This window comes from Cellulomonas sp. 73-92, from assembly GCF_001898175.1.
GTDB lineage: Bacteria > Actinomycetota > Actinomycetes > Actinomycetales > Cellulomonadaceae > Cellulomonas.
Window position 1 is genome coordinate 324556 of the sequence record NZ_MKTH01000004.1, and the last position, 19126, is coordinate 343681.

General features: G+C 75.5%; 18 protein-coding genes. 16 read left to right on the top strand and 2 right to left on the bottom strand.

The window, feature by feature from the left end; genetic code table 11:
* The first annotated feature begins 11 nt into the window (after nt 1-11).
* From atpA to BGO37_RS02630, 13 genes are all read left to right on the top strand, one after another.
* The gene (atpA, locus tag BGO37_RS02570; protein WP_291751959.1) at nt 12-1646 is read left to right on the top strand and encodes a F0F1 ATP synthase subunit alpha; all 1635 of its coding nucleotides are present in this window, start codon (nt 12-14) and stop codon (nt 1644-1646) included.
* Nucleotides 1647-1656: 10 nt separating this feature from the next.
* Nucleotides 1657-2556 carry a F0F1 ATP synthase subunit gamma gene (locus BGO37_RS02575; RefSeq protein ID WP_291751961.1) on the top strand — a complete coding sequence of 300 codons (900 nt, stop codon included), beginning with the start codon at nt 1657-1659 and terminating at the stop codon, nt 2554-2556.
* Between the two features lie 22 nt (nt 2557-2578).
* Entirely contained in the window at nt 2579-4057 is a 1479-nt protein-coding gene (gene atpD / locus BGO37_RS02580; RefSeq protein WP_291751963.1) for a F0F1 ATP synthase subunit beta, read from the top strand.
* Nucleotides 4057-4332 (top strand): F0F1 ATP synthase subunit epsilon, encoded by a 276-nt coding sequence (locus BGO37_RS02585; protein WP_291751965.1) that lies wholly within the window; start codon nt 4057-4059, stop codon nt 4330-4332. Before atpD ends, BGO37_RS02585 begins: the two co-directional genes overlap by 1 nt.
* A 10-nt stretch (nt 4333-4342) precedes the next feature.
* On the top strand, nt 4343-4780 hold the full coding sequence (locus tag BGO37_RS02590; RefSeq protein WP_291751967.1) for a DUF2550 family protein: 438 nt from the start codon (nt 4343-4345) through the stop codon (nt 4778-4780).
* On the top strand, nt 4780-5481 hold the full coding sequence (gene nucS / locus BGO37_RS02595; RefSeq protein WP_291751969.1) for an endonuclease NucS: 702 nt from the start codon (nt 4780-4782) through the stop codon (nt 5479-5481). The genes BGO37_RS02590 and nucS overlap by 1 nt, the downstream gene beginning before the upstream one ends.
* A gap of 27 nt (nt 5482-5508) precedes the next feature.
* Complete coding sequence (locus BGO37_RS02600; RefSeq protein WP_291751971.1) at nt 5509-6027, top strand: hypothetical protein; 519 nt, start codon at nt 5509-5511, stop codon at nt 6025-6027.
* A gap of 73 nt (nt 6028-6100) precedes the next feature.
* A complete protein-coding gene (locus BGO37_RS02605; RefSeq protein ID WP_291751973.1) occupies nt 6101-7363 on the top strand; it encodes an amidohydrolase family protein in 1263 nt (420 codons plus the stop codon).
* Between the two features lie 383 nt (nt 7364-7746).
* On the top strand, nt 7747-9180 hold the full coding sequence (locus tag BGO37_RS02610) for a GH1 family beta-glucosidase (RefSeq protein WP_291751975.1): 1434 nt from the start codon (nt 7747-7749) through the stop codon (nt 9178-9180).
* A gap of 69 nt (nt 9181-9249) precedes the next feature.
* Nucleotides 9250-9555, top strand: a complete 306-nt coding sequence (locus tag BGO37_RS02615) for a hypothetical protein (protein WP_291751977.1) — start codon at nt 9250-9252, stop codon at nt 9553-9555.
* Nucleotides 9552-10373 (top strand): HAD family hydrolase, encoded by an 822-nt coding sequence (locus tag BGO37_RS02620; RefSeq protein WP_291751978.1) that lies wholly within the window; start codon nt 9552-9554, stop codon nt 10371-10373. Before BGO37_RS02615 ends, BGO37_RS02620 begins: the two co-directional genes overlap by 4 nt.
* A 10-nt stretch (nt 10374-10383) precedes the next feature.
* On the top strand, nt 10384-11175 hold the full coding sequence (locus BGO37_RS02625) for an alpha/beta hydrolase (protein ID WP_291751979.1): 792 nt from the start codon (nt 10384-10386) through the stop codon (nt 11173-11175).
* A complete protein-coding gene (locus BGO37_RS02630) occupies nt 11172-11972 on the top strand; it encodes an alpha/beta hydrolase (protein WP_291751982.1) in 801 nt (266 codons plus the stop codon). The genes BGO37_RS02625 and BGO37_RS02630 overlap by 4 nt, the downstream gene beginning before the upstream one ends.
* A 15-nt stretch (nt 11973-11987) precedes the next feature.
* On the opposite strand, the gene BGO37_RS02635 is transcribed toward BGO37_RS02630, so the two are convergent.
* Both BGO37_RS02635 and BGO37_RS02640 read right to left on the bottom strand, forming a co-directional pair.
* Nucleotides 11988-12428 (bottom strand): hypothetical protein, encoded by a 441-nt coding sequence (locus BGO37_RS02635; RefSeq protein ID WP_291751984.1) that lies wholly within the window; start codon nt 12426-12428, stop codon nt 11988-11990.
* Nucleotides 12428-14653 carry a hypothetical protein gene (locus BGO37_RS02640; protein ID WP_291751986.1) on the bottom strand — a complete coding sequence of 742 codons (2226 nt, stop codon included), beginning with the start codon at nt 14651-14653 and terminating at the stop codon, nt 12428-12430. Before BGO37_RS02640 ends, BGO37_RS02635 begins: the two co-directional genes overlap by 1 nt.
* Before the next feature lie 178 nt (nt 14654-14831).
* Between BGO37_RS02640 and BGO37_RS02645 the strand changes: the two genes are divergently transcribed.
* The 3 genes from BGO37_RS02645 to BGO37_RS02655 are packed head-to-tail and all read left to right on the top strand — an operon-like array spanning nt 14832 to nt 18950.
* On the top strand, nt 14832-16967 hold the full coding sequence (locus BGO37_RS02645; RefSeq protein WP_291751987.1) for a hypothetical protein: 2136 nt from the start codon (nt 14832-14834) through the stop codon (nt 16965-16967).
* Nucleotides 16964-17956 (top strand): hypothetical protein, encoded by a 993-nt coding sequence (locus tag BGO37_RS02650; protein WP_291751989.1) that lies wholly within the window; start codon nt 16964-16966, stop codon nt 17954-17956. The genes BGO37_RS02645 and BGO37_RS02650 overlap by 4 nt, the downstream gene beginning before the upstream one ends.
* A 40-nt stretch (nt 17957-17996) precedes the next feature.
* Nucleotides 17997-18950: a tetratricopeptide repeat protein gene (locus BGO37_RS02655; protein WP_291751990.1), complete on the top strand. Its 954-nt coding sequence runs from the start codon at nt 17997-17999 to the stop codon at nt 18948-18950.
* Nucleotides 18951-19126 lie beyond the last annotated feature (176 nt).

Consider the following 19126-nt stretch of genomic DNA (forward strand, 5'->3'; position numbering starts at 1 on the left):
GGAGACAAGGAATGACTGAGCTGACGATCCGGCCGGACGACATCCGGGCCGCGCTGGACCGCTTCGTGCAGTCGTACGAGCCGCCCGCGGCGGTGGCCGAGGAGATCGGCCGCGTCACCCTGGCGGCCGACGGCATCGCGCAGGTCGAGGGCCTGCCCGGCGCGATGGCGAACGAGCTGCTGGAGTTCGAGGACGGCACGCTCGGCCTGGCCCTCAACCTCGACGTGCGCGAGATCGGCGTCGTCGTGCTCGGGGAGTTCGCGGGCATCGAGGAGGGCCAGCCGGTCCGGCGGACGGGCGAGGTGCTGTCCGTGCCGGTCGGCGACGGGTACCTCGGGCGCGTCGTGGACCCGCTGGGCCGCCCGATCGACGGGCTGGGCGAGGTCGCCACCGAGGGCCGGCGCGCCCTCGAGCTGCAGGCCCCCGGCGTCATGCACCGCAAGTCGGTCCACGAGCCGCTGCAGACCGGCCTCAAGGCGATCGACACGATGATCCCGATCGGCCGCGGTCAGCGCCAGCTCATCATCGGCGACCGGCAGACCGGCAAGACCGCGATCGCGATCGACACGATCATCAACCAGAAGGCCAACTGGGCCACCGGCGACCCGAAGCAGCAGGTGCGCTGCGTCTACGTCGCGATCGGCCAGAAGGGCTCGACCATCGCCTCGGTGCGCGGCGCCCTCGAGGAGGCCGGCGCGCTGGAGTACACGACGATCGTCGCGGCGCCCGCGTCCGACCCTGCGGGCTTCAAGTACCTCGCCCCCTACACCGGCTCGGCCATCGGCCAGCACTGGATGTACCAGGGCCAGCACGTGCTCATCGTGTTCGACGACCTCTCCAAGCAGGCCGAGGCCTACCGCGCGGTGTCCCTGCTGCTTCGTCGTCCGCCGGGGCGCGAGGCCTACCCGGGCGACGTGTTCTACCTCCACTCCCGGCTCCTGGAGCGTTGCGCCAAGCTGTCCGACGACCTGGGCGCCGGCTCGATGACCGGCCTGCCCATCATCGAGACGAAGGCGAACGACGTGTCGGCGTACATCCCGACCAACGTCATCTCCATCACGGACGGCCAGATCTTCCTGCAGTCCGACCTGTTCAACGCCGACCAGCGCCCGGCGGTCGACGTCGGCATCTCGGTGTCCCGCGTCGGCGGCGCGGCCCAGGTCAAGGCGATGAAGCAGGTCTCCGGCACGCTGAAGATCGACCTGGCGCAGTACCGCTCGCTCGAGGCGTTCGCGATGTTCGCGTCCGACCTGGACGCGGCCTCCCGCGCCCAGCTCGCCCGCGGCGCCCGGCTGATGGAGCTCCTCAAGCAGGGCCAGTACACGCCGTACCCGGTGGAGAACCAGGTGGCGTCGATCTGGGCCGGCACCAAGGGCAAGCTCGACGACGTGCCGATCGAGGACGTCCGCCGGTTCGAGACGGACCTCCTGGACCACCTGCGGCGCAACACCTCGGTGCTGACGACCGTCGCGGAGACCGGGCTGCTCAAGCCCGACACCGAGGCGGAGCTGGAGAAGGCGGTCGACGAGTTCCGCGCCGGCTTCGTCCTGGCGGACGGCACTCCGCTCGTCGGTGCCGTCAACCAGACCGAGGTCGAGCCGGTCGACGTCGAGCAGGAGCAGATCATCCGGCAGAAGAAGGCGTAGGCAGGCGAGCATGGCAGGTTCGCAGCGCGTCTACCGCCAGCGCATCCGGTCCACCCAGGCGCTGAAGAAGATGTTCCGCGCCCAGGAGCTGATCGCGGCCTCCCGCATCGGCAAGGCCCGGGACCGCATGGCCAGGGCCACGCCGTACGCGCGGGCGATCACCCGCGCGGTCTCGGCGCTGGCGACGCACTCGGACGTGTCGCACCCGTTCCTCGTCGAGCGGCGCGACACCGGGCGGGCCGCGGTGCTGCTGGTCGCCAGCGACCGGGGCATGGCCGGCGCCTACTCGGCGACGGTCATCCGCGAGACCGAGAAGCTCATCGCCCGGCTGACGGCCGAGGGCAAGCGGGTGGTGCTCTACGTCGCCGGGCGGCGCGCCGAGACCTACTACACGTTCCGGCAGCGGCCGCCGGAGCGGTCGTGGGTGGGTCAGTCCGACGCGCCGACGAGCGAGCTGGCCGACGAGATCGCCGGCGTGCTGCTCGACGCGTACACCGCGCCCGCCGAGGCGGGCGGCGTCGACGAGCTGCACGTGGTGTACACGCAGTTCGTCAACATGGTGTCGCAGCGCCCGCGCGTCATCCGGCTGCTGCCGCTCGAGGTCGTCGAGGGCGTCGTCGAGCCGGGGCAGGACGAGGTCCTGCCGCTCTACGAGTTCGAACCGAGCCCCGAGGTGGTGCTCGACGCGCTGCTGCCGCGCTACGTCCGCGCGCGCATCCACGCCGTGCTGCTCCAGGCGGCGGCCTCCGAGCTCGCCGCGCGCCAGCGCGCGATGCACACGGCGACGGACAACGCGGAGGACCTCATCCGCACCTACACACGGCTGGCCAACCAGGCCCGTCAGGCCGAGATCACCCAGGAGATCAGCGAGATCGTCTCGGGCGCCGACGCGCTCGCAGCGGCCTCCTGACCGACGAAGCGAGGACAGAGCAATGACCGCCACCACCGTCGCCCCGACGGCCACCGAGCACGCTCCCGGCGTCGGTCGCGTCGCCCGGGTGATCGGGCCCGTCGTCGACATCGAGTTCCCGCCGGACCAGATCCCGGAGATGTACAACGCGCTGACGGTGCCGATCGAACTCGCCGGCCAGGGCGAGGGCGAGTCGAGCCACAGCCTGACCCTCGAGGTCGCCCAGCACCTCGGCGACTCCCTCGTCCGGGCGATCGCCCTCAAGCCGACCGACGGCCTGGTGCGCGGCGCCTCGGTGACCGACACCGGCGCGCCGATCTCGGTGCCGGTGGGCGACGTCACCAAGGGTCACGTGTTCAACGTCACCGGCGACGTGCTCAACCTGCAGCCGGGCGAGACGCTCGAGATCACCGAGCGCTGGCCGATCCACCGCAAGCCGCCGGCCTTTGACCAGCTGGAGTCGAAGACGACGATGTTCGAGACCGGCATCAAGGTCATCGACCTGCTCACGCCCTACGTCCAGGGCGGGAAGATCGGCCTGTTCGGCGGCGCGGGCGTCGGCAAGACCGTCCTCATCCAGGAGATGATCCAGCGCGTCGCGCAGGAGCACGGCGGTGTCTCGGTGTTCGCCGGAGTCGGCGAGCGCACCCGTGAGGGCAACGACCTCATCGCCGAGATGGAGGAGGCCGGCGTCTTCGACAAGACGGCCCTCGTCTTCGGCCAGATGGACGAGCCGCCGGGGACCCGCCTGCGCGTCGCGCTGTCCGCCCTGACGATGGCGGAGTACTTCCGCGACGTGCAGCACCAGGACGTGCTGCTGTTCATCGACAACATCTTTCGGTTCACGCAGGCCGGCTCCGAGGTGTCGACCCTGCTCGGCCGCATGCCGTCCGCCGTCGGCTACCAGCCGAACCTGGCCGACGAGATGGGCGCCCTGCAGGAGCGCATCACCTCCACGCGCGGCCACTCGATCACGTCGCTCCAGGCGATCTACGTGCCGGCCGACGACTACACCGACCCGGCGCCCGCGACGACGTTCGCGCACCTGGACGCCACCACCGAGCTGTCCCGCGAGATCGCCTCCCGTGGCCTCTACCCGGCCGTGGACCCGCTGAGCTCGACGAGCCGCATCCTCGACCCGCGGTACGTCGGCCAGGCGCACTACGACGTGGCGACCCAGGTCAAGGCGATCCTGCAGCGCAACAAGGAGCTCCAGGACATCATCGCGATCCTCGGTGTCGACGAGCTGTCCGAAGAGGACAAGACCGTCGTCGCGCGGGCCCGCCGCATCCAGCAGTTCCTCTCGCAGAACACCTACATGGCGACGAAGTTCACCGGCGTCGAGGGCTCCACGGTCCCCGTCGCCGAGACCGTCGAGGCGTTCAAGAAGATCGCCGAGGGCGAGTTCGACCACATCGCCGAGCAGGCGTTCTTCAACGTCGGTGGCCTCGAGGACCTCGAGAAGAACTGGGCCCGCATCCAGAAGGACTACGGGGTCTGATGGCACAGCTCGAGGTCGACATCGTCGCCGCCGACGGCAAGGTCTGGTCGGGTGCCGCCCGCCAGGTCTCGGCCCCGGCCGCCGACGGCGGGATGGGCATCCTGCCCGGGCACACGCCCGTGCTCGCGGTGCTGCGTGCCGGCGAGGTCCGCGTCACGGAGCACGCCGGATCGCCGGCGCTGCGCTGGACCGTGGACGGCGGGTTCCTCTCCGTCGACTCCGACCAGGTGACGATCGTCGTCGACGACGCGCAGCCGGTCACCGAGAGCCACTGAGGACCGCGGCGTGCACTGGACGGTGGGGCTGATCATCGGTCTGGCCGTCGCCGTGCTCGTCGTCACCGCGGTGCTCTGGGTGTCACGCACCACCACCCTGACGCGCCGCATCGGCTCGTTCGGCTGCCAGCTGGCGGAGCGGGAGGGCGGCCCGTGGCGCGCGGGCATCGCGCAGTACGGGCGCGTGCGGATGTACTGGTGGCGACGGGCGTCGCTCGCCCCTCGCGCGGCGGCCGTGTGGCGCCGCCAGGGGCTCGTCGTGCTCGAGCGCCACTTCCTCCCGACCGACCTCGCGCCCGGCCAGCGGCCGATCGCCGTCGTCGTCCACTGCCGGGTGGTCGGCGACGACGGCCCGCACGAGCTCTGGCTGAAGATGGCGCCGGCCGCCTACGACGGCTTCACGGGGTGGATCGAGGCGACCCCGACGTCCGTGCGGATGGTGTTCTAGTGCGGCTCGTCGTGGCCACCTGCACCGCCACCTACTCCGGCCGGCTGGATGCCCACCTGCCGCTCGCGCGGCGGCTGCTCGTGGTCAAGGCAGACGGGTCGGTGCTGCTGCATGCCGACGGCGGCTCGTACAAGCCCCTCAACTGGATGAGCCCGCCGTGCTCGCTCACGGTCTCCGCGCCGTCCGACGACGCCGCGGCCGCGGGGGTCACCGAGGTCTGGACGGTGCAGCAGGCGAAGTCCGACGACCGCCTCGTCGTCGAGCTGTACGACGTCGCCCACGACTCCTCGCACGACCTCGGCGTCGACCCCGGGCTGGTCAAGGACGGCGTCGAGGCCCACCTGCAGGTGCTGCTGGCCGAGCAGATCTCGCTGCTGGGGGAGGGGCACACCCTGGTGCGCCGCGAGTTCCCGACGGCCATCGGACCGGTGGACATCCTCGCGCGCGACCCCTCGGACGGGTTCCGGCACGTCGCCGTGGAGATCAAGCGGCGCGCGACGATCGACGCGGTCGAGCAGCTGACGCGCTACCTCGACCTCCTCAACCGCGACCCTCTGCTGGCGCCGGTCCGAGGGATCCTCGCCGCGCAGTCGATCGCGCCGCAGGCGCGCGTGCTGGCCGCCGACCGCGGGATCGACGTGCTCGTCCTGGACTACGACGCCATGCGCGGCGTCGACGACGCGTCGCTGCGCCTCTTCTGACCCTGGCCGGGATGCCACGATGGTGGCGTGTCGGTGCTCGACCCGTTGCTCGGCAGCGCGCAGGAGCGCGCCGAGCACGCGCTGACCCTGCGGCGCACGCTCCTGGCGATCGGGTGGGCGAGCCTCGTCGGGCTCGCGCTGGTCGTCGGGACCGTGGTGGCCACGGACCGGTCGCTCGCCGGTGCGGGGGTGACCCTCGGCGCGTGGATCGTGTGGCTCGTCGTCGGCGCCGTCGTCGCCACGCTGCCAGTGACGGTCGGAGCCCTGTGGGCGCTGCGGCGGCTGCCGGCCGGACGCTGGCCGCGGGTCGTCGTCGGCGGCTCGGCGGGCGCCCTGTTCGGTCTCGTCGCGGAGCTGCTCGCGGTGGGGTTGAGCCCGTGGGCCCTCCTTCGCGACGAGCTCGGGTTCGGGGCGATGCTCCTGCTCTGGCCGTCGGTGGCCGGCGCGGTCGCGGGATGGATCGTCGGACCGCGGCCGGTCGCGGCGGTCCCCGGCCCGGGGCCGGACGAGCGGGCGGAGGACGCCCTGGCGGACCGGGCCGACTGACCACCGACCCGCCCGGTTGCGGGCCGTCCGGCAGGACCGACAGACCACCTCGGCGCCCGGCGGGCCTGGAAGGATGTCGGCCGTGACCTCGCTGCCCGGTGCCGAGCCCTCGTTCGTCCTCCGCGGCCGGGTGGTGACCCCCGACGACGTGCTCGACGACGGCGCGGTCGTCGTCCAGGGGGTGCAGCTGCGGTGGGTCGGCCCGGCGGCCGAGGTCCCGGAGCGGTGGCGGGCGGCGGTGCCCGCGGCCACCGCCGACACCCTCCTGCCCGGCCTGGTCGACATCCACTGCCACGGCGGCGGTGGAGCGAGCTTCCCCGACGCCACGACGCCCGACGAGGTGGCGACCGCCGCCCGGGAGCACCTGGCGCACGGCACGACGAGCCTCGTCGGGTCCCTCGTCACGGCGGCCGCGGACGTGCTCGTCGAGCGCGCGGCGCTGCTGGCCGACGCCGTCGACGCCGGCGTGCTCGCCGGCATCCACGCCGAGGGGCCCTTCCTGTCGTACGACCGGCGCGGGGCGCAGAGCCCGGCCGACCTGGTGCCCGGCGACCCGGCGCTGGTGCGACGGCTCGTCGAGGCGTCGCGCGGCACGCTCGTCACGATGACCGTGGCGCCCGAGATCCCGGGTGTCGTCGCACCGCCCGACGACGTCATGGCCGCGCTCGTCGCCGGCGGCGCGCTGCCGTCCGTCGGCCACACCGACGCGAGCGCCGAGGAGGCCGAGGCGGCGATCGCCCGCGCTGTCGAGCTCCTGCGGGCCGACCCCTTCGCGGCCGGCCGCCGCCCCACCGCGACGCACCTGTTCAACGGCATGCGGCCGCTGCACCACCGGGAACCCGGGCCCGTGGCGGCCTGCCTGGCGGCGGCGGCCCGGGGAGAGCTCGTCGTCGAACTCGTCGCCGACGGCACGCACCTGGCCGACGCGACCGTCCGGACGGTGTTCGAGCTCGTCGGGCCGGACGCGATCATGCTGGTCACGGACGCGATGGCGGCCACGGGCCTCGGTGACGGCGACTACCGGCTCGGCCCGATGGCCGTGCGCGTGGCCGACGGCGTCGCGCGGATCGTCCAGCCCGACGGCTCGGCCGGCTCGATCGCCGGCGGCATCGCCCACCTGCTCGACGTCGTCCGCTGCACGGTGCGCGCGGGCGTCCCGCTGGCGCACGCGGTGCGTGCGGCCAGCCTCACCCCGGCGGACGTCCTCGGCTTCCGCGACCTCGGCCGGCTCGTCGCGGGCCACCGCGCGGACCTCGTCGTGGTCGACGACGACCTGCGCCCCCGCCGCGTGATGCGCCAGGGCGCCTGGGTCGCGGACGGACCCGCCACCGCCTGACGCCGGGCCGCCGGCCCGGCCGACCACGCACGGGCCGCCGGCCGCCCGCCCGGCCGACCACGCACGGGCCGCCGGCCGCCCGCCCGGCCGACCACGCACGGGCCGCCGGCCGCCCGCCCGGCCGCCCCGGCCGCCCGCCGGTTGGGCCGGCGAGGTCGATAGGTCTGCGCGACGTCGACACCTGCGGATATCGACGTCGCACGGGCCTGTCGACGTCGCGGGTGGGGCCACCGCCGGCGCCGGCGGCCGGGGCGCGGACGGGGCGCGGACGGTCGAGGTCGAATCGATTCGACTTTCCTCGCGCGGCGGTGGTAGCGTTCCCACGCGGCGTCGCACCGGCGCGCCCGTCAGAGCACAGCGTGCACCAGCGCGAAAGGCAGCCCATGGCCACGTCCCGTCCGTCCGGCCGCACCTTCCCGAGCGACTTCGTCTTCGGCTCCGCGACCGCCAGCTACCAGATCGAGGGCGCCGTGCACGAGGGCGGCCGCGGCCCGTCGATCTGGGACACCTTCAGCCACACGCCCGGCAAGGTGCTGAACGACGACACGGGCGACATCGCGGCGGACCACTACCACCGGGTCGCGCAGGACGTCGCGCTCATGCAGGAGCTCGGCCTGGAGGCCTACCGGTTCTCGGTCGCCTGGCCGCGCATCCAGCCGACGGGTGCCGGCGAGCCGAACGCCGAGGGCCTGGCGTTCTACTCCGACCTCGTCGACCGGCTCGTCGCCGCGGGCATCAAGCCCGTTGTCACCCTGTACCACTGGGACCTGCCGCAGGCCCTGGAGGACGAGGGCGGCTGGTCCAACCGCGAGACCGCCTACCGCTTCGCGGAGTACGCGCGCATCGTCGCCCGCGCCCTCGGCGACCGGGTCCACACCTGGAGCACCCTCAACGAGCCCTGGTGCTCGGCGTTCCTCGGCTATGCCTCCGGCGTGCACGCCCCCGGCGTGACCGACGACGAGCGCGCGCTCAAGGCGGTGCACCACCTCAACCTCGCGCACGGGCTGGCCGCCCGCGCCCTGCGCGACGAGCTGGGCCAGGACACGCAGATCTCCGTCACGCTCAACCTCCACCCGTTGACCCCGGCGACCCAGTCCCCGGAGGACCTCGAGGCGCTCCGGCGCGTCAACACCATCGGCAACGAGGTGTTCCTCCAGCCGCTGCTCGAGGGCCGGTACCCGGCAGAGGTCTTCGCCGACACCGCGCACGTGACCGACTGGTCCTTCGTGCAGGAGGGCGATCTCGACCTCATCCAGGTCCCGATCGACCTGCTCGGGCTCAACTACTACGACGACTCGGTGGTGCGCCACGGCACGCCGCCGGTGGGCGACGGCACCCCGGGCCCGGACGGCCACAAGAGCTCCGAGCGCATCCCGTGGGTGGGGGCCGACGAGGTCGAGTGGGTGCAGCGCCCGGGACCGCGCACGGCGATGGGCTGGGGCATCCACCCCGAGGGCCTGACGCGGATGCTCCTCGAGATCGCGCAGCGCTACCCCGGCCAGCCGCTGGCTGTCACCGAGAACGGCGCCGCGTTCTACGACGAGGTCACCGACGGCCGCGTCCACGACCAGGACCGCGTCGACTACCTGCACGACCACATCGACGCCGTCGGGGCGGCGCTTGCGGCGGGCGCCGACGTCCGCGGCTACTACGTCTGGTCGCTCATGGACAACTTCGAGTGGGCGTACGGGTACGACCGCCGCTTCGGCGTGGTCCACGTCGACTACCCCACCGGCACCCGCACGGTGAAGGACTCCGCCCGCTGGTACGCCGACGTGATCCGCACGCGCACGGTCGTCCCGCCGACAGTCGCGTAGCCGGCCGCTCGTCGTGCCCGGGGCCGGAGCGCCGTCCGGGCACGACGACCGGCGCGGGATGATGGCCGCGTGCCGAGCAGCCGGAGGTCCGCCAAGCGGCCCTACGCCGCCGCGCACGTGCCGCTCGACCTCGACCGCGCCAGCGGTGGCCGGTCGGCCGAGAGCGGGCCCGACGGCGAGTGGGTGGTGCAGCGGCTGCGCGGCTCCGACAAGGAGTACCGCTGCCCGGGCTGCGACCAGCTGATCGCGGCGGGCACGGCGCACCTCGTCGCGTGGCGGTCCGACGACCTGCTGGGCGACGGCGTGCAGGGCCGCCGCCACTGGCACCCCGCGTGCTGGCAGGCGCGCGCCCGGCGCGGACCCACCCGACGATGACGGCACCTCGCCTGGTCGCCACCGACCTCGACGGCACGCTCCTGCGATCGGACGGGACCGTCTCGGCGCGGACGGCCGCCGCGCTGGCGGCGTGCGCCGAGGCCGGCGTCGAGGTCGTCTTCGTCACCGCCCGCCCGCCGCGCTGGCTCGCCGACCTCGCGCCGCACGTCGGCGCCCACGGCGTCGCGATCTGCATCAACGGCGCGGCCGTCGTGGAGGTGGCCACCGGGCGCGTGCTCGACGAGCGCGGCATGACCGCGACCCAGGTGACGGACCTGGCGCGGCGGCTGCGGCTGGCGGGTGCCGGCACGGTCCACCTCGCCGTGGAGCGGGTGGTCGGCTTCGCCGCCGAGAGGGGCTACCGGAGCCGGCACGTGGCGCCGCCGGGCAGCCCGGTGGTGGCGCGCATCGAGCAGGTGCTGACCGACTCCACGCTCAAGCTCCTTGTGCGTGCCGAGGACGCGGGCGTCGACCTCGACGCGTTCGTGGCACGCCTGGCGGCCGCCGTCGGCGCCGACGCCGAGGTGAGCCACTCGGGGGCGGAGGGGCTGGCCGAGATCGCGCCGCCGGGCGTCTCGAAGGCGAGCGCGCTCGCCCGGTGGTCGGCGGCCCTCGGCATCGCCCCCGACGACGTCTGGGCGGCCGGCGACGCCCCCAACGACCTGCCGATGCTGCGGTGGGCCGGCGTCGGCTGCGCCGTCGCGAACGCCCACCCGGCGGTGCTGGCGGCCGCCGACCGGGTGCTGCCGGCCAACGACGACGACGGCGTCGCCATCCTGCTCGAGGAGGCGGCCGAGGCCGCCCGGGGGCGGGCATAGGCTCGAGCCGATGAGCGCGCAGACCCGCACCCCGATCCGTTCCCTGACCGTGCTGCCGGCCCTGCGCGAGGACGTCGAGCTGCACACCGCCGACGGCCTGACGCTCGTCGGCGAGCTCGCCCTCCCGGTCGACGACGCGGGCGAGCCGGTGACGCCGACCGCGACGCTCGTCACGCTGCACCCGCTGCCGACGCACGGCGGCTACATGGATTCGCACGTGCTCCGCAAGGCGGCGTGGCGGCTGCCCGCGCTGGCCGGTATGGCGGTGCTGCGCTTCAACACGCGCGGCACGACGAGCCCGCGCGGCACGTCGCAGGGCGCCTTCGACGAGGGCATCGGGGAACGCTTCGACGTCGCCGCGGCGATCGAGCTGGCCGAGTTCCACGACCTGCCGCACCTGTGGCTGGTCGGCTGGTCGTTCGGCACCGAGCTCGCGCTCAAGTACGGCCGGGACCCCGCGGTCGAGGGCGCGATCCTGCTGTCACCGCCCCTGCGGCGCGCGACGGACGACGACCTGGCGGCGTGGGCCGCGTTCGGCCGGCCGCTGGTGGCGCTCGTCCCGGAGCACGACGACTTCCTCGTGCCGGCGCAGGCCGCGCCGCACTTCGCGGGGCTGGCGAACGCGGAGATGATCGCCGTCGCGGGTGCGCGCCACCTCTGGGTGGGGGAGGCTCAGGTGCGGCGGGTGCTCGACGAGATCGTCGCGCACGTGCTGCCCGGCCACGGTCCTCTGCCGACGACCTGGGACGGGCCGAGCACCCAGGCGACAGGATCCGCCGACCCGACGGGGGAGGACGCATGAGCCAGGCCGCGGTGCGGCGCGCCGCCGGACCCGAGCACCACGAGGACGCCTTGCCCCTCGTCCTGCTCCACGCGTTCCCGCTCGACTCGCGGATGTGGGACGCCGCCGGCGCCCTCGTCCCGGCGCCACGGGCCGTGTACGCGGTCGACCTGCCGGGCTCGCCGGGGCACGCCGTCGACCTGCCGGAGCCACCGTCGCTGGACGCCTGCGCCGACCTCGTCGCCGCCGCGCTGGCCGACGCCGGCATCACCCGCGCGGTCGTCGCCGGCCTGTCGATGGGTGGGTACACCGCGCTCGCGCTCGCCGAGCGGCACCCTTCGCTCGTCGCGGGCCTCGGACTGCTGGACACCAAGTCCGTCGCCGACACCCGGGAGGCCGCCGCGAACCGGCTCGCGCGGGCGGCGCGGCTCGAGACGTCCGGGTCCGTCGCGGAGGTGGTGCCCGACGCCGACGTGCTGCTGGGGGAGACGTCCCGCGCCGCCCGCCGCGACGTGCGTGACCAGGTGCTGGGCTGGATCGCCGAGCAGGTGCCCGCGGGGCTCGCGTGGCAGCAGCGGGCCATGGCCGCGCGGCCCGACCGCACTCACGTGCTGCGGGCCTACCAGGGTCCGGTGACCGTCGTGGTGGGCGACGAGGACACCCCGACCCCGGTGGCCCAGGCGGAGGCGATGGCGGCCGCCGCCGGCGGGGCGCCCCTGGTCGTCGTGCGAGGGGCGGGGCACCTGACGGCGGTCGAGGACCCGGCCGCGGTGGCCGCCGCGCTCGCCGACCTCGCCCAGCGGGCTGACGGGAGCTGACCGCTCGAGCCGCCGCTAGCGGGTGCCGCCCGCCAGCACGCGGGCGATCGCCACGTCGAGGTCGAGCGACTCGCCGTCCTTGCCGCCGGCGCCGAGCACCAGGGGCGGGTCCGAGGGCTCCGGCCGGACGCCGCGCAGGCTCGCCCGCAGGCTCGTCGGCGCGCGCAGCACGTAGAACTCGCCGTCGGTGTCGACCGCGAGCGTGCGGTCCTGGCGCAGGTACCAGCCCTGCAGCGGGGTCCGGTAGGTGTGCCGGCCGTCGAAGCTGCGCACGACGAGCGGCTCGGGCGACGGCCCTTCCGCCAGCGCTCGCACGACGAGCCCGTGCAGCATCTGACGGGCGCGGGCCGACTCGGCCGCCTGCCGGCGCGCGAGGGACTGCGCGTGGTGGTCCGCCGCGGCGCGACGCTCCTCGCGCCAGCGCGCCGCGTCGTCGCCGGTGCCCGGCGTCGCCATCAGCGGGCGGGCGCGGCGTCCTGGTCGTCGACGACGACGGGGACGACGCCGGTGTCCTGCAGGTCCGCCGACTCGGTCGACCCGTCCGCGGCACTCTCCGGGACGGCGGCCTCGGCGGGCTGGGCGGCCTCGTCGTGCGTGCCGTCCTCGTGCGTGCCGTCCTCGTGCGTGCCGTCCTCGGGCGCCGCCTCGCCGTGCTCGGGCGCGGCCTCGCCCTGCTCGGGCGCAGCCTCGCCCTGCTCGTCGGACGCCGCCGGGCCGGGGGTGGCGGCGAGCGCGGCGGACACCGGCGCCGGCCGCGCCTTCGACTTCGACGACGAGCCGCGGCCGCCCTTGGCCGCCGGCCGTGCCGGGTGCGTCTCCGCGAACTCGGCCTGCACGCGCCCGGCCCGCTCGAGCGCGCCGCGATCGGGGTCGTTGCCGAGCAGGCTGCGCAGCTCGTCGAGGTAGGTGGTGATGGACTCCCGCTGGCGGTTGAGGTCCTCGACCTGCCGCTGGGCGCTGGTGCGCTCGCGCTCCGCCTCGGTCATCGCCTCGGAGATCTGCTTCTCGGCGTGCTCGCGCGCCTCGGCGACCACGCGGTCGGCGTTCTTGCGGGCGTTGGAGATGAGGTCGCGGGCGTGCGCCTCGGCGTCGCCGCGCACCTTCTCCGCCTGGGCGAGGGCCTTGGCGACGCGCTCCTCCGCCTCGGCGGCGTGCGCCTCGGCGTCCGCGACCAGCCGCTCGGTCTCGGCGCGCACCTGCGCGGTCCGGTCCTCGTCGGCCTTCTCCGCGGCCGCACGCTTCGAGGCGATCGAGATCTCGGCCTCGGCCATCTTCTGCTCGGCGTCCTGGACGAGCGTGTCGGCGTGCGCCTTGGCGGCGGCGGCCTGGTCCGCGATCGAGCGGTGGGCCTCGGTGAGGAGGCGCTCCACCTCGAGCCGCGTCGTCTCGCGCAGCTGGCTGGTCTCCCGCTCGGTGGTGGCGCGCAGCTCGGCGACCTCGCGCTCGGTGGTCTCGCGCAGCTGGGTCGTCTCCCGCTCGGTGGTGTCGCGCAGCTGCGTGGTCTCGGTGGCCGTGCGCTCGCGCAGCTCGGTGGTCTCGCGCACCGCGGCGGCGCGCAGCTCGGCGGCGTACTGCTCGGCCTCCGTGCGGACCTTCGTGATCGCCTGGTCGGCCTCCGTCCGGGCGGTCGAGATCTCCTCTGCCGCCAGGGCGCGCTGCTCACCGGTCTCCCGGTCGGCGGTGGCGCGGATGAAGGCGGAGTACTGGTCGGCCTCCGTGCGGAGCGCGGCCACCTCGGCGGCCACCCGCTGCTGGAGCGCCGCCGCGTCGCGCTCGGCCGTGGCGCGCACCTGGTCGGCGTACGCGGCGGCCTGCGCACGGAGCGTGGCGACCTCGTCGGTGACGTGCTGGCGCAGGGTCGCGACCTCGTCGGCCGCCTCCTGCCGCACGCGCGCCGCGTACGCGTCGGCGTCGGAGGTGGTCGCCGCGGCCTCGGCCTCGACGCGCTGCCGCAGCGTGGTCGTGTCGGCGTCGGCGGCCTGGCGCACGTCCTGCGCGTACCGCTCCGCCTCCTCGCGCTGGGCGGCGGTCTCGGTCTCGGTGCGCTGCCGCAGCTCGCTGGCAGTGCGCTCGGTGAGCAGGCGGAGCTGCGTCGCCTCGTGCTCCGTGGTGGCGCGCAGCGTGCCGAGCTCGCGCTCGAGCGTGGTGCGCCGCTCGCTCTCCTCGGTGGCGATCGCGGACTGGATGCGCTGCGCCTCGCGCTCGGCCGAGCCCACCAGCTCCTCGGCGCGGCGCTGGGCGGCGACGAGGTGGCTCTCCGCCTCGGCGGCGGCCGTCGTGCGGACCTCGTCCGCCTCCCGGCGTGCGGTGGCCAGGAGCTCGGCGACCTCGTTCTCCGCCCGGGCCCGCAGCTGGCCGGCGGCCAGCTTGGCCCGCGCGAGCGCGTCGGCGGCCTGCGCGTTGGCCTGCGAGATCACCTCGGACGACTGCTCCTCGGCGGAGCGCAGCAGCTGCTCGATCCGCGAGCCGAGCCCGGTGTACGTCGGCCGCTCGGCCTCGCGCAGCTGGCGGTGCGCCTCGGAGAGCTCGCCCGCCGTCTGCAGGGCCTTGGCGTCGGCCGCCTCGACCTGGTGGCGGGCGTCGGCGAGCCTGCGCTCGAGCTCGACGATCCGGGCGTCGACCGCGACGCGGTCGTACCCGCGGAAGTTGACCACGGGGAAGGCGGGGGTGTCGTCGACCACGGACGGTTCCTCCAGAACGCTGGGCTCGGCCCCGGCACGCAAGGGCAGCATCTCCGCCGGAGTCCGGCGCAAGGATACGCGGATCGGGTGATGCCGTGGCGCCCGGGTCCGGGCTCAGTGCGGACGGCCCAGTGCCGCCCGCCGCCTATCCTGGGGTGTCCCTCCCGAGAGGAAGCGTGTGCGGAATCGACTGATCTACGCCGCCCTCGGCATCGTCGGCGTGCTGCTGATCGGCCTGGCGATCGCGTCGGCGACGGTCTGGCGTGCGGACTCGGTGCTGCACGCATCGGCCACCGCCGACCAGGCGATCGTGGTCACCGACCCCGGGGTGCTCGAGATGGCCGGTGACCCGGTCACCGTCACCGCGACGGTGCCGACGGGCGACCGCGTCGTCCTGGCGATCGGGCGGGACACCGACGTCGACGGCTGGGTCGGCACCGCCGACCACCAGCGCGTGGCGGGCCTGTCCGGCTGGCACACGCTCGCGCTCGCGGCGCCGGCGACGCCCACGGCCAGGGCGAGCGGGACGCCGGCGCCGACGGCCACCGCCTCGGCCACCGGGACGCCGACCGACCAGCCGTCGACGACGACGAGCGCCGCCGCCGCCCCGGCAGGGACGACCACCGCCGCGCCGGCGGGGACGGCCACCGCCGCGGCGGTCCCCGACGCCACGGCCTCGGACATGTGGGTCGCGACCGCGCACGGCACGGGCTCGGCCTCGCTCACCTGGCAGGCGCAGCCGGGCCGCTGGAGCCTCCTCGTCGTCGGCTCGACCGCCGCCGGTGCGGGCGTGCCCCCGACCCTCGCCCTCGAGTGGCCCCGCTCCGTGACGACGCCGTACCTCGCGCCCGGCGTCGTCGTCGGCGGGCTCCTGGTGCTCGTCGCCCTGTTCCTGTTCTGGCGCGACCTCCGCCGCCGGCACGGCGCCGCGTGGACGCCGGTGGCGACCGGTGCGATCCCCGTCGTGACGGCCGGCCAGGGTGCCATGACCCGTCGGCAGCTGCGCGAGATGGCGGAGCTGGCCCGCACGGGTCAGCTGCCCACGATCGCCCCGCCGCCCGGGCCCACCGCGTCCGTCCCGGTCACGGCACCACCCGCCGCCGGTCCCGCGCCGCGGGTGCCGGGGCCGGTGGGCGCGTCGGTGGCGCACGACGAACCCGCGGCCTCCGGCACGGCGATCCCCGCCCCGTCGGGCGCGCCGCTGCCGGCTCTGTCCGGTGCGGCGCTCGCGGGCCCGTCCGGTGCGGCCGCGGCCGTCTCCGGGCTCGGGTCAGGGCGCGGCGTCACGCCGACGCGCGACGCGTCCTCCGGCGCGGCCGGCACCGGCCCGGGTTCCCGGCCCACGGCGCCGACCACGGGCAACGGCGACACCGCGCGCCCGTCGGCGAACGTCTCGACTCCTCCAACCACGAGCGGCGGCGACGCCGCGCGCCCGTCGGAGGACGTCGTGACTCCTCCCGCCGCGGCCGGGGCCCGGAAGGGCCGGTGGCGGCGGGCGGCCGACCCCGATCCGCAGCAAGCGGCCGAGCCCCTCTCGACGCCGGCCTCGTCGTCCTCGTCGTCCGCGTCGTGGGCTCCGCAGGAGGTCTCGTCGTCGACCGCTCCGGTGCCGGCTGGGGTCTCCCCGGTGAAGCCGCCCGCACCTGGCGGCCGCCGAGCGCGCCGCCAGGCGGCCGAGGCCGCGGCCGCGACGGCCGGCGCCGAGGCGCCGCGCGGGACGGTCGAGCCGGCCTCGTCGGGGGCGGGTGGGGAGGCGCCGTCCGCACCGGAGCCCGCCGCCCCTGCGCCCGCCGCACACCACCCCGCCTCGTCGCGCCCCGCCTGGATGCCCGCGCCCCCCGCGGCCCCGGCGCCGGCGGCCGCACCGGTGCCTGCACCGGTGCCTGCCGTCTCCTGGTCGGCTCCCGCCCCTGCCGACGCTCGGCCCGCTCCCGCTCCCGCCCCTGGCGCGGGGAGCGGTCCGGTGGCGCCCGCCCCGGCCGCCGAGCGCGCGAGCGCGTCGTCCGCGCCGGCACCGGCGCACGGCCCGGGCGCGCAGCCCGCGTGGCTCAGCCGCGTGGCGGCCCGGTGGGAGCAGGAGGACGCCGCCGCGGAGGCCGCGGAGGCGTCGGCCGCCCGCGAGCCGGACCGTTCGCAGCCGTCCCCGTCCTCGTCGGCCACCGCCGCGCCGCAGCCGAGCGAGACCGACGAGCCCTCGGCCGGCCGGACCCTGCCGCACGGTGATCCGCAGCAGCCGGCGGAGGCGTCCCGCGCCGACGCGTGGCGCCGGGCGTGGGGCCTGCCGCCGCTCGAGACCGAGGAGAACGACCGATGAGGCGCGCCGCGCGTGCGTTCGCCGCCCTCGTGGCGGCCGTCGCCACCCTGACGGCGTGCGCGACGCCGCTGCCGCAACCGGCCCCCGAGCCGCCGGCCGCCGTCGCGCCACCGGCCCTCCTGCCGACGCAGTCCGCGGCCGTGCTGACGGACCTCGGCGCGGTGCTCGCCGCCGCCGACCAGGCGCGCGACTCCGCGAAGCTGGCCCCGCGGGTGATCGGCCCGGCGCTGGCGATGCGGTCGGCCGAGTACCAGCGGTCCGAGGCGACGAACGGCGACCGCGCGCCCACGGCCCTGCCGACCAAGGCGCAGCTCGTCGTCGTCCCGCAGACCACGACCTGGCCGCGTGTGCAGCTGGTCGTCACCGAGCAGCCCGACAACCTGCAGGCCCCGCGCGTGCTGGTGCTCGAGCAGGCGACGCCGCGCGACCGCTACGCCCTGTGGGGCTGGGCGCGGATGTTCCCGAACGCGTCCACGCCGCACATGGCGGAGGCCGCCAAGGGCAGCCCGGTGCTGCCCGTCGATGACGCCGCTCTCGCGATGGCCCCGAACGCCGTGCTGGCCGCCTATGCGGACGTGCTGGCGAACGGCGACGCCTCCGCGTCCGCGGCCCAGTTCGCGCCCGACCAGTTCCGCGACCAGGTGACGCAGAACCGCCAGACGCTCTCGACGAACGTGAAGGACATCGGCCAGGTCGCCGAGACCTACACGCCCGACGGACCGCCGCTGACGGTGATCGGCGACGCCACGGGCGGGGCCCTCGTCGTCGGCAGCATGTCGACGGTGTCCACCGTGTCGATCACGCTCGCCGGCGCGAAGCTGACGCTGTCGCCGTTCGAGTCGGCGGCCGCGGGCGCGTCGGAGGCCGGGAAGTCGCTGGCTCGCACCTACACCGACGTGCTCGTGTTCCACGTGCCGGCGGCCGGGTCCGGCCAGCCGGTGCAGCTCATCGCCGCCGAGTCCGTGCTGACCGCCGTCGCTGCACAATGACCCTCGGCCCTCGCCCTCGCCTGATCCCTGGGAGCTCGTGATGTCGTCCCCGCAGCCGCCGCAGTCCCGCCCGCGCCTCGACGTGCGCGGCGCCGTGGACCTGTCCGCCCTCAACCGGCCGGCCACGCCGCCGCCGGGGACCCCGGGCGGCCTGCCGAAGCCGGGCCCCTACGTGGTGGACGTCGACGAGGCCTCCTTCGCCGACGTGGTCCGGCGCTCGACGCAGTACCCCGTCGTCGTCGTCCTGTGGGCGACGTGGAGCGAGGTCAGCACGGGGGTCGTGGCTCAGCTGGCCGCGATGTGCGACGACGACGCGGGCGCGTGGCTGCTGGCGCGGGTCGACGCGGAGGCCAACCCCCAGATCGCCCAGGCGTTCGGCACGCAGTCCGTCCCGGCGGTGGTGGCCGTGCTGGCGGGCCAGCCGGTGCCGCTCTTCCAGGGCGCGCCCGCGCAGGCGCAGGTCCGCCAGGTGCTCGACCAGGTGCTGGCGGCGGCCCAGGCGAACGGCCTGACCGCGCGCGTCCCCGCCGGCGCGGTGCCCGACGAGCCCGACGAGCCCGACGAGCCCGCGGAGCCGCCCCTGCCACCGCTGCACCAGGCGGCCTACGACGCCCTCGTCCAGGGCGACACCGCGACGGCGCGCGAGGCGTACGACCAGGCTCTGCGGGAGAACCCCCGCGACGCGATGGCTCGGGCGGGGCTCGCACAGGTGGGGCTGCTCGAGCGGACCGCCTCGGCCGACGTCGCCGCGGTGCGTGCCGCCGGCGCGGCGGCACCGACGGACGTCGACGCCCAGCTGGCGGTCGCGGACGTGGACCTCCTGGACGGTCACGTGGAGGACGCGTTCGGCCGGCTCGTCGAGCTCGTGCGGACGACGCGCGGCGACGAGCGGGAGCGGGTCCGCCTGCGCCTCGTCGACCTGTTCGAGGTCGTCGGTGGCGAGGACCCGCGCGTGGTGGCGGCGCGCCGTGCGCTCGCGAACGCCCTGTACTGAGGAGCCCGTGACGAGCGGCCGACGTCCTGTCCAGCGGATTTGACCCTCTGGGCCGCGTTGGCTAAGTTAGACCAGTTGCCTCCGGACAGGCCCGCAAGGGCTTGACGGCGTGCGTCTGTTTCTTGAGAACTCAACAGTGTGTCTTGATGTTGTCGATGCCATGGCCCGTTGATTCG

Coding starts and splice junctions, on each gene's coding strand:
- BGO37_RS02635 (WP_291751984.1), bottom strand. CDS start 12,428: ATGGCGACGCCGGGCACCGGCGACGACGCGGCGCGCTGGCGCGAGGAG.
- BGO37_RS02620 (WP_291751978.1), top strand. CDS start 9,552: ATGACGGCACCTCGCCTGGTCGCCACCGACCTCGACGGCACGCTCCTG.
- BGO37_RS02585 (WP_291751965.1), top strand. CDS start 4,057: ATGGCACAGCTCGAGGTCGACATCGTCGCCGCCGACGGCAAGGTCTGG.
- BGO37_RS02610 (WP_291751975.1), top strand. CDS start 7,747: ATGGCCACGTCCCGTCCGTCCGGCCGCACCTTCCCGAGCGACTTCGTC.
- atpA (WP_291751959.1), top strand. CDS start 12: ATGACTGAGCTGACGATCCGGCCGGACGACATCCGGGCCGCGCTGGAC.
- BGO37_RS02575 (WP_291751961.1), top strand. CDS start 1,657: ATGGCAGGTTCGCAGCGCGTCTACCGCCAGCGCATCCGGTCCACCCAG.
- BGO37_RS02630 (WP_291751982.1), top strand. CDS start 11,172: ATGAGCCAGGCCGCGGTGCGGCGCGCCGCCGGACCCGAGCACCACGAG.
- BGO37_RS02655 (WP_291751990.1), top strand. CDS start 17,997: ATGTCGTCCCCGCAGCCGCCGCAGTCCCGCCCGCGCCTCGACGTGCGC.
- BGO37_RS02625 (WP_291751979.1), top strand. CDS start 10,384: ATGAGCGCGCAGACCCGCACCCCGATCCGTTCCCTGACCGTGCTGCCG.
- BGO37_RS02605 (WP_291751973.1), top strand. CDS start 6,101: ATGTCGGCCGTGACCTCGCTGCCCGGTGCCGAGCCCTCGTTCGTCCTC.
- BGO37_RS02650 (WP_291751989.1), top strand. CDS start 16,964: ATGAGGCGCGCCGCGCGTGCGTTCGCCGCCCTCGTGGCGGCCGTCGCC.
- atpD (WP_291751963.1), top strand. CDS start 2,579: ATGACCGCCACCACCGTCGCCCCGACGGCCACCGAGCACGCTCCCGGC.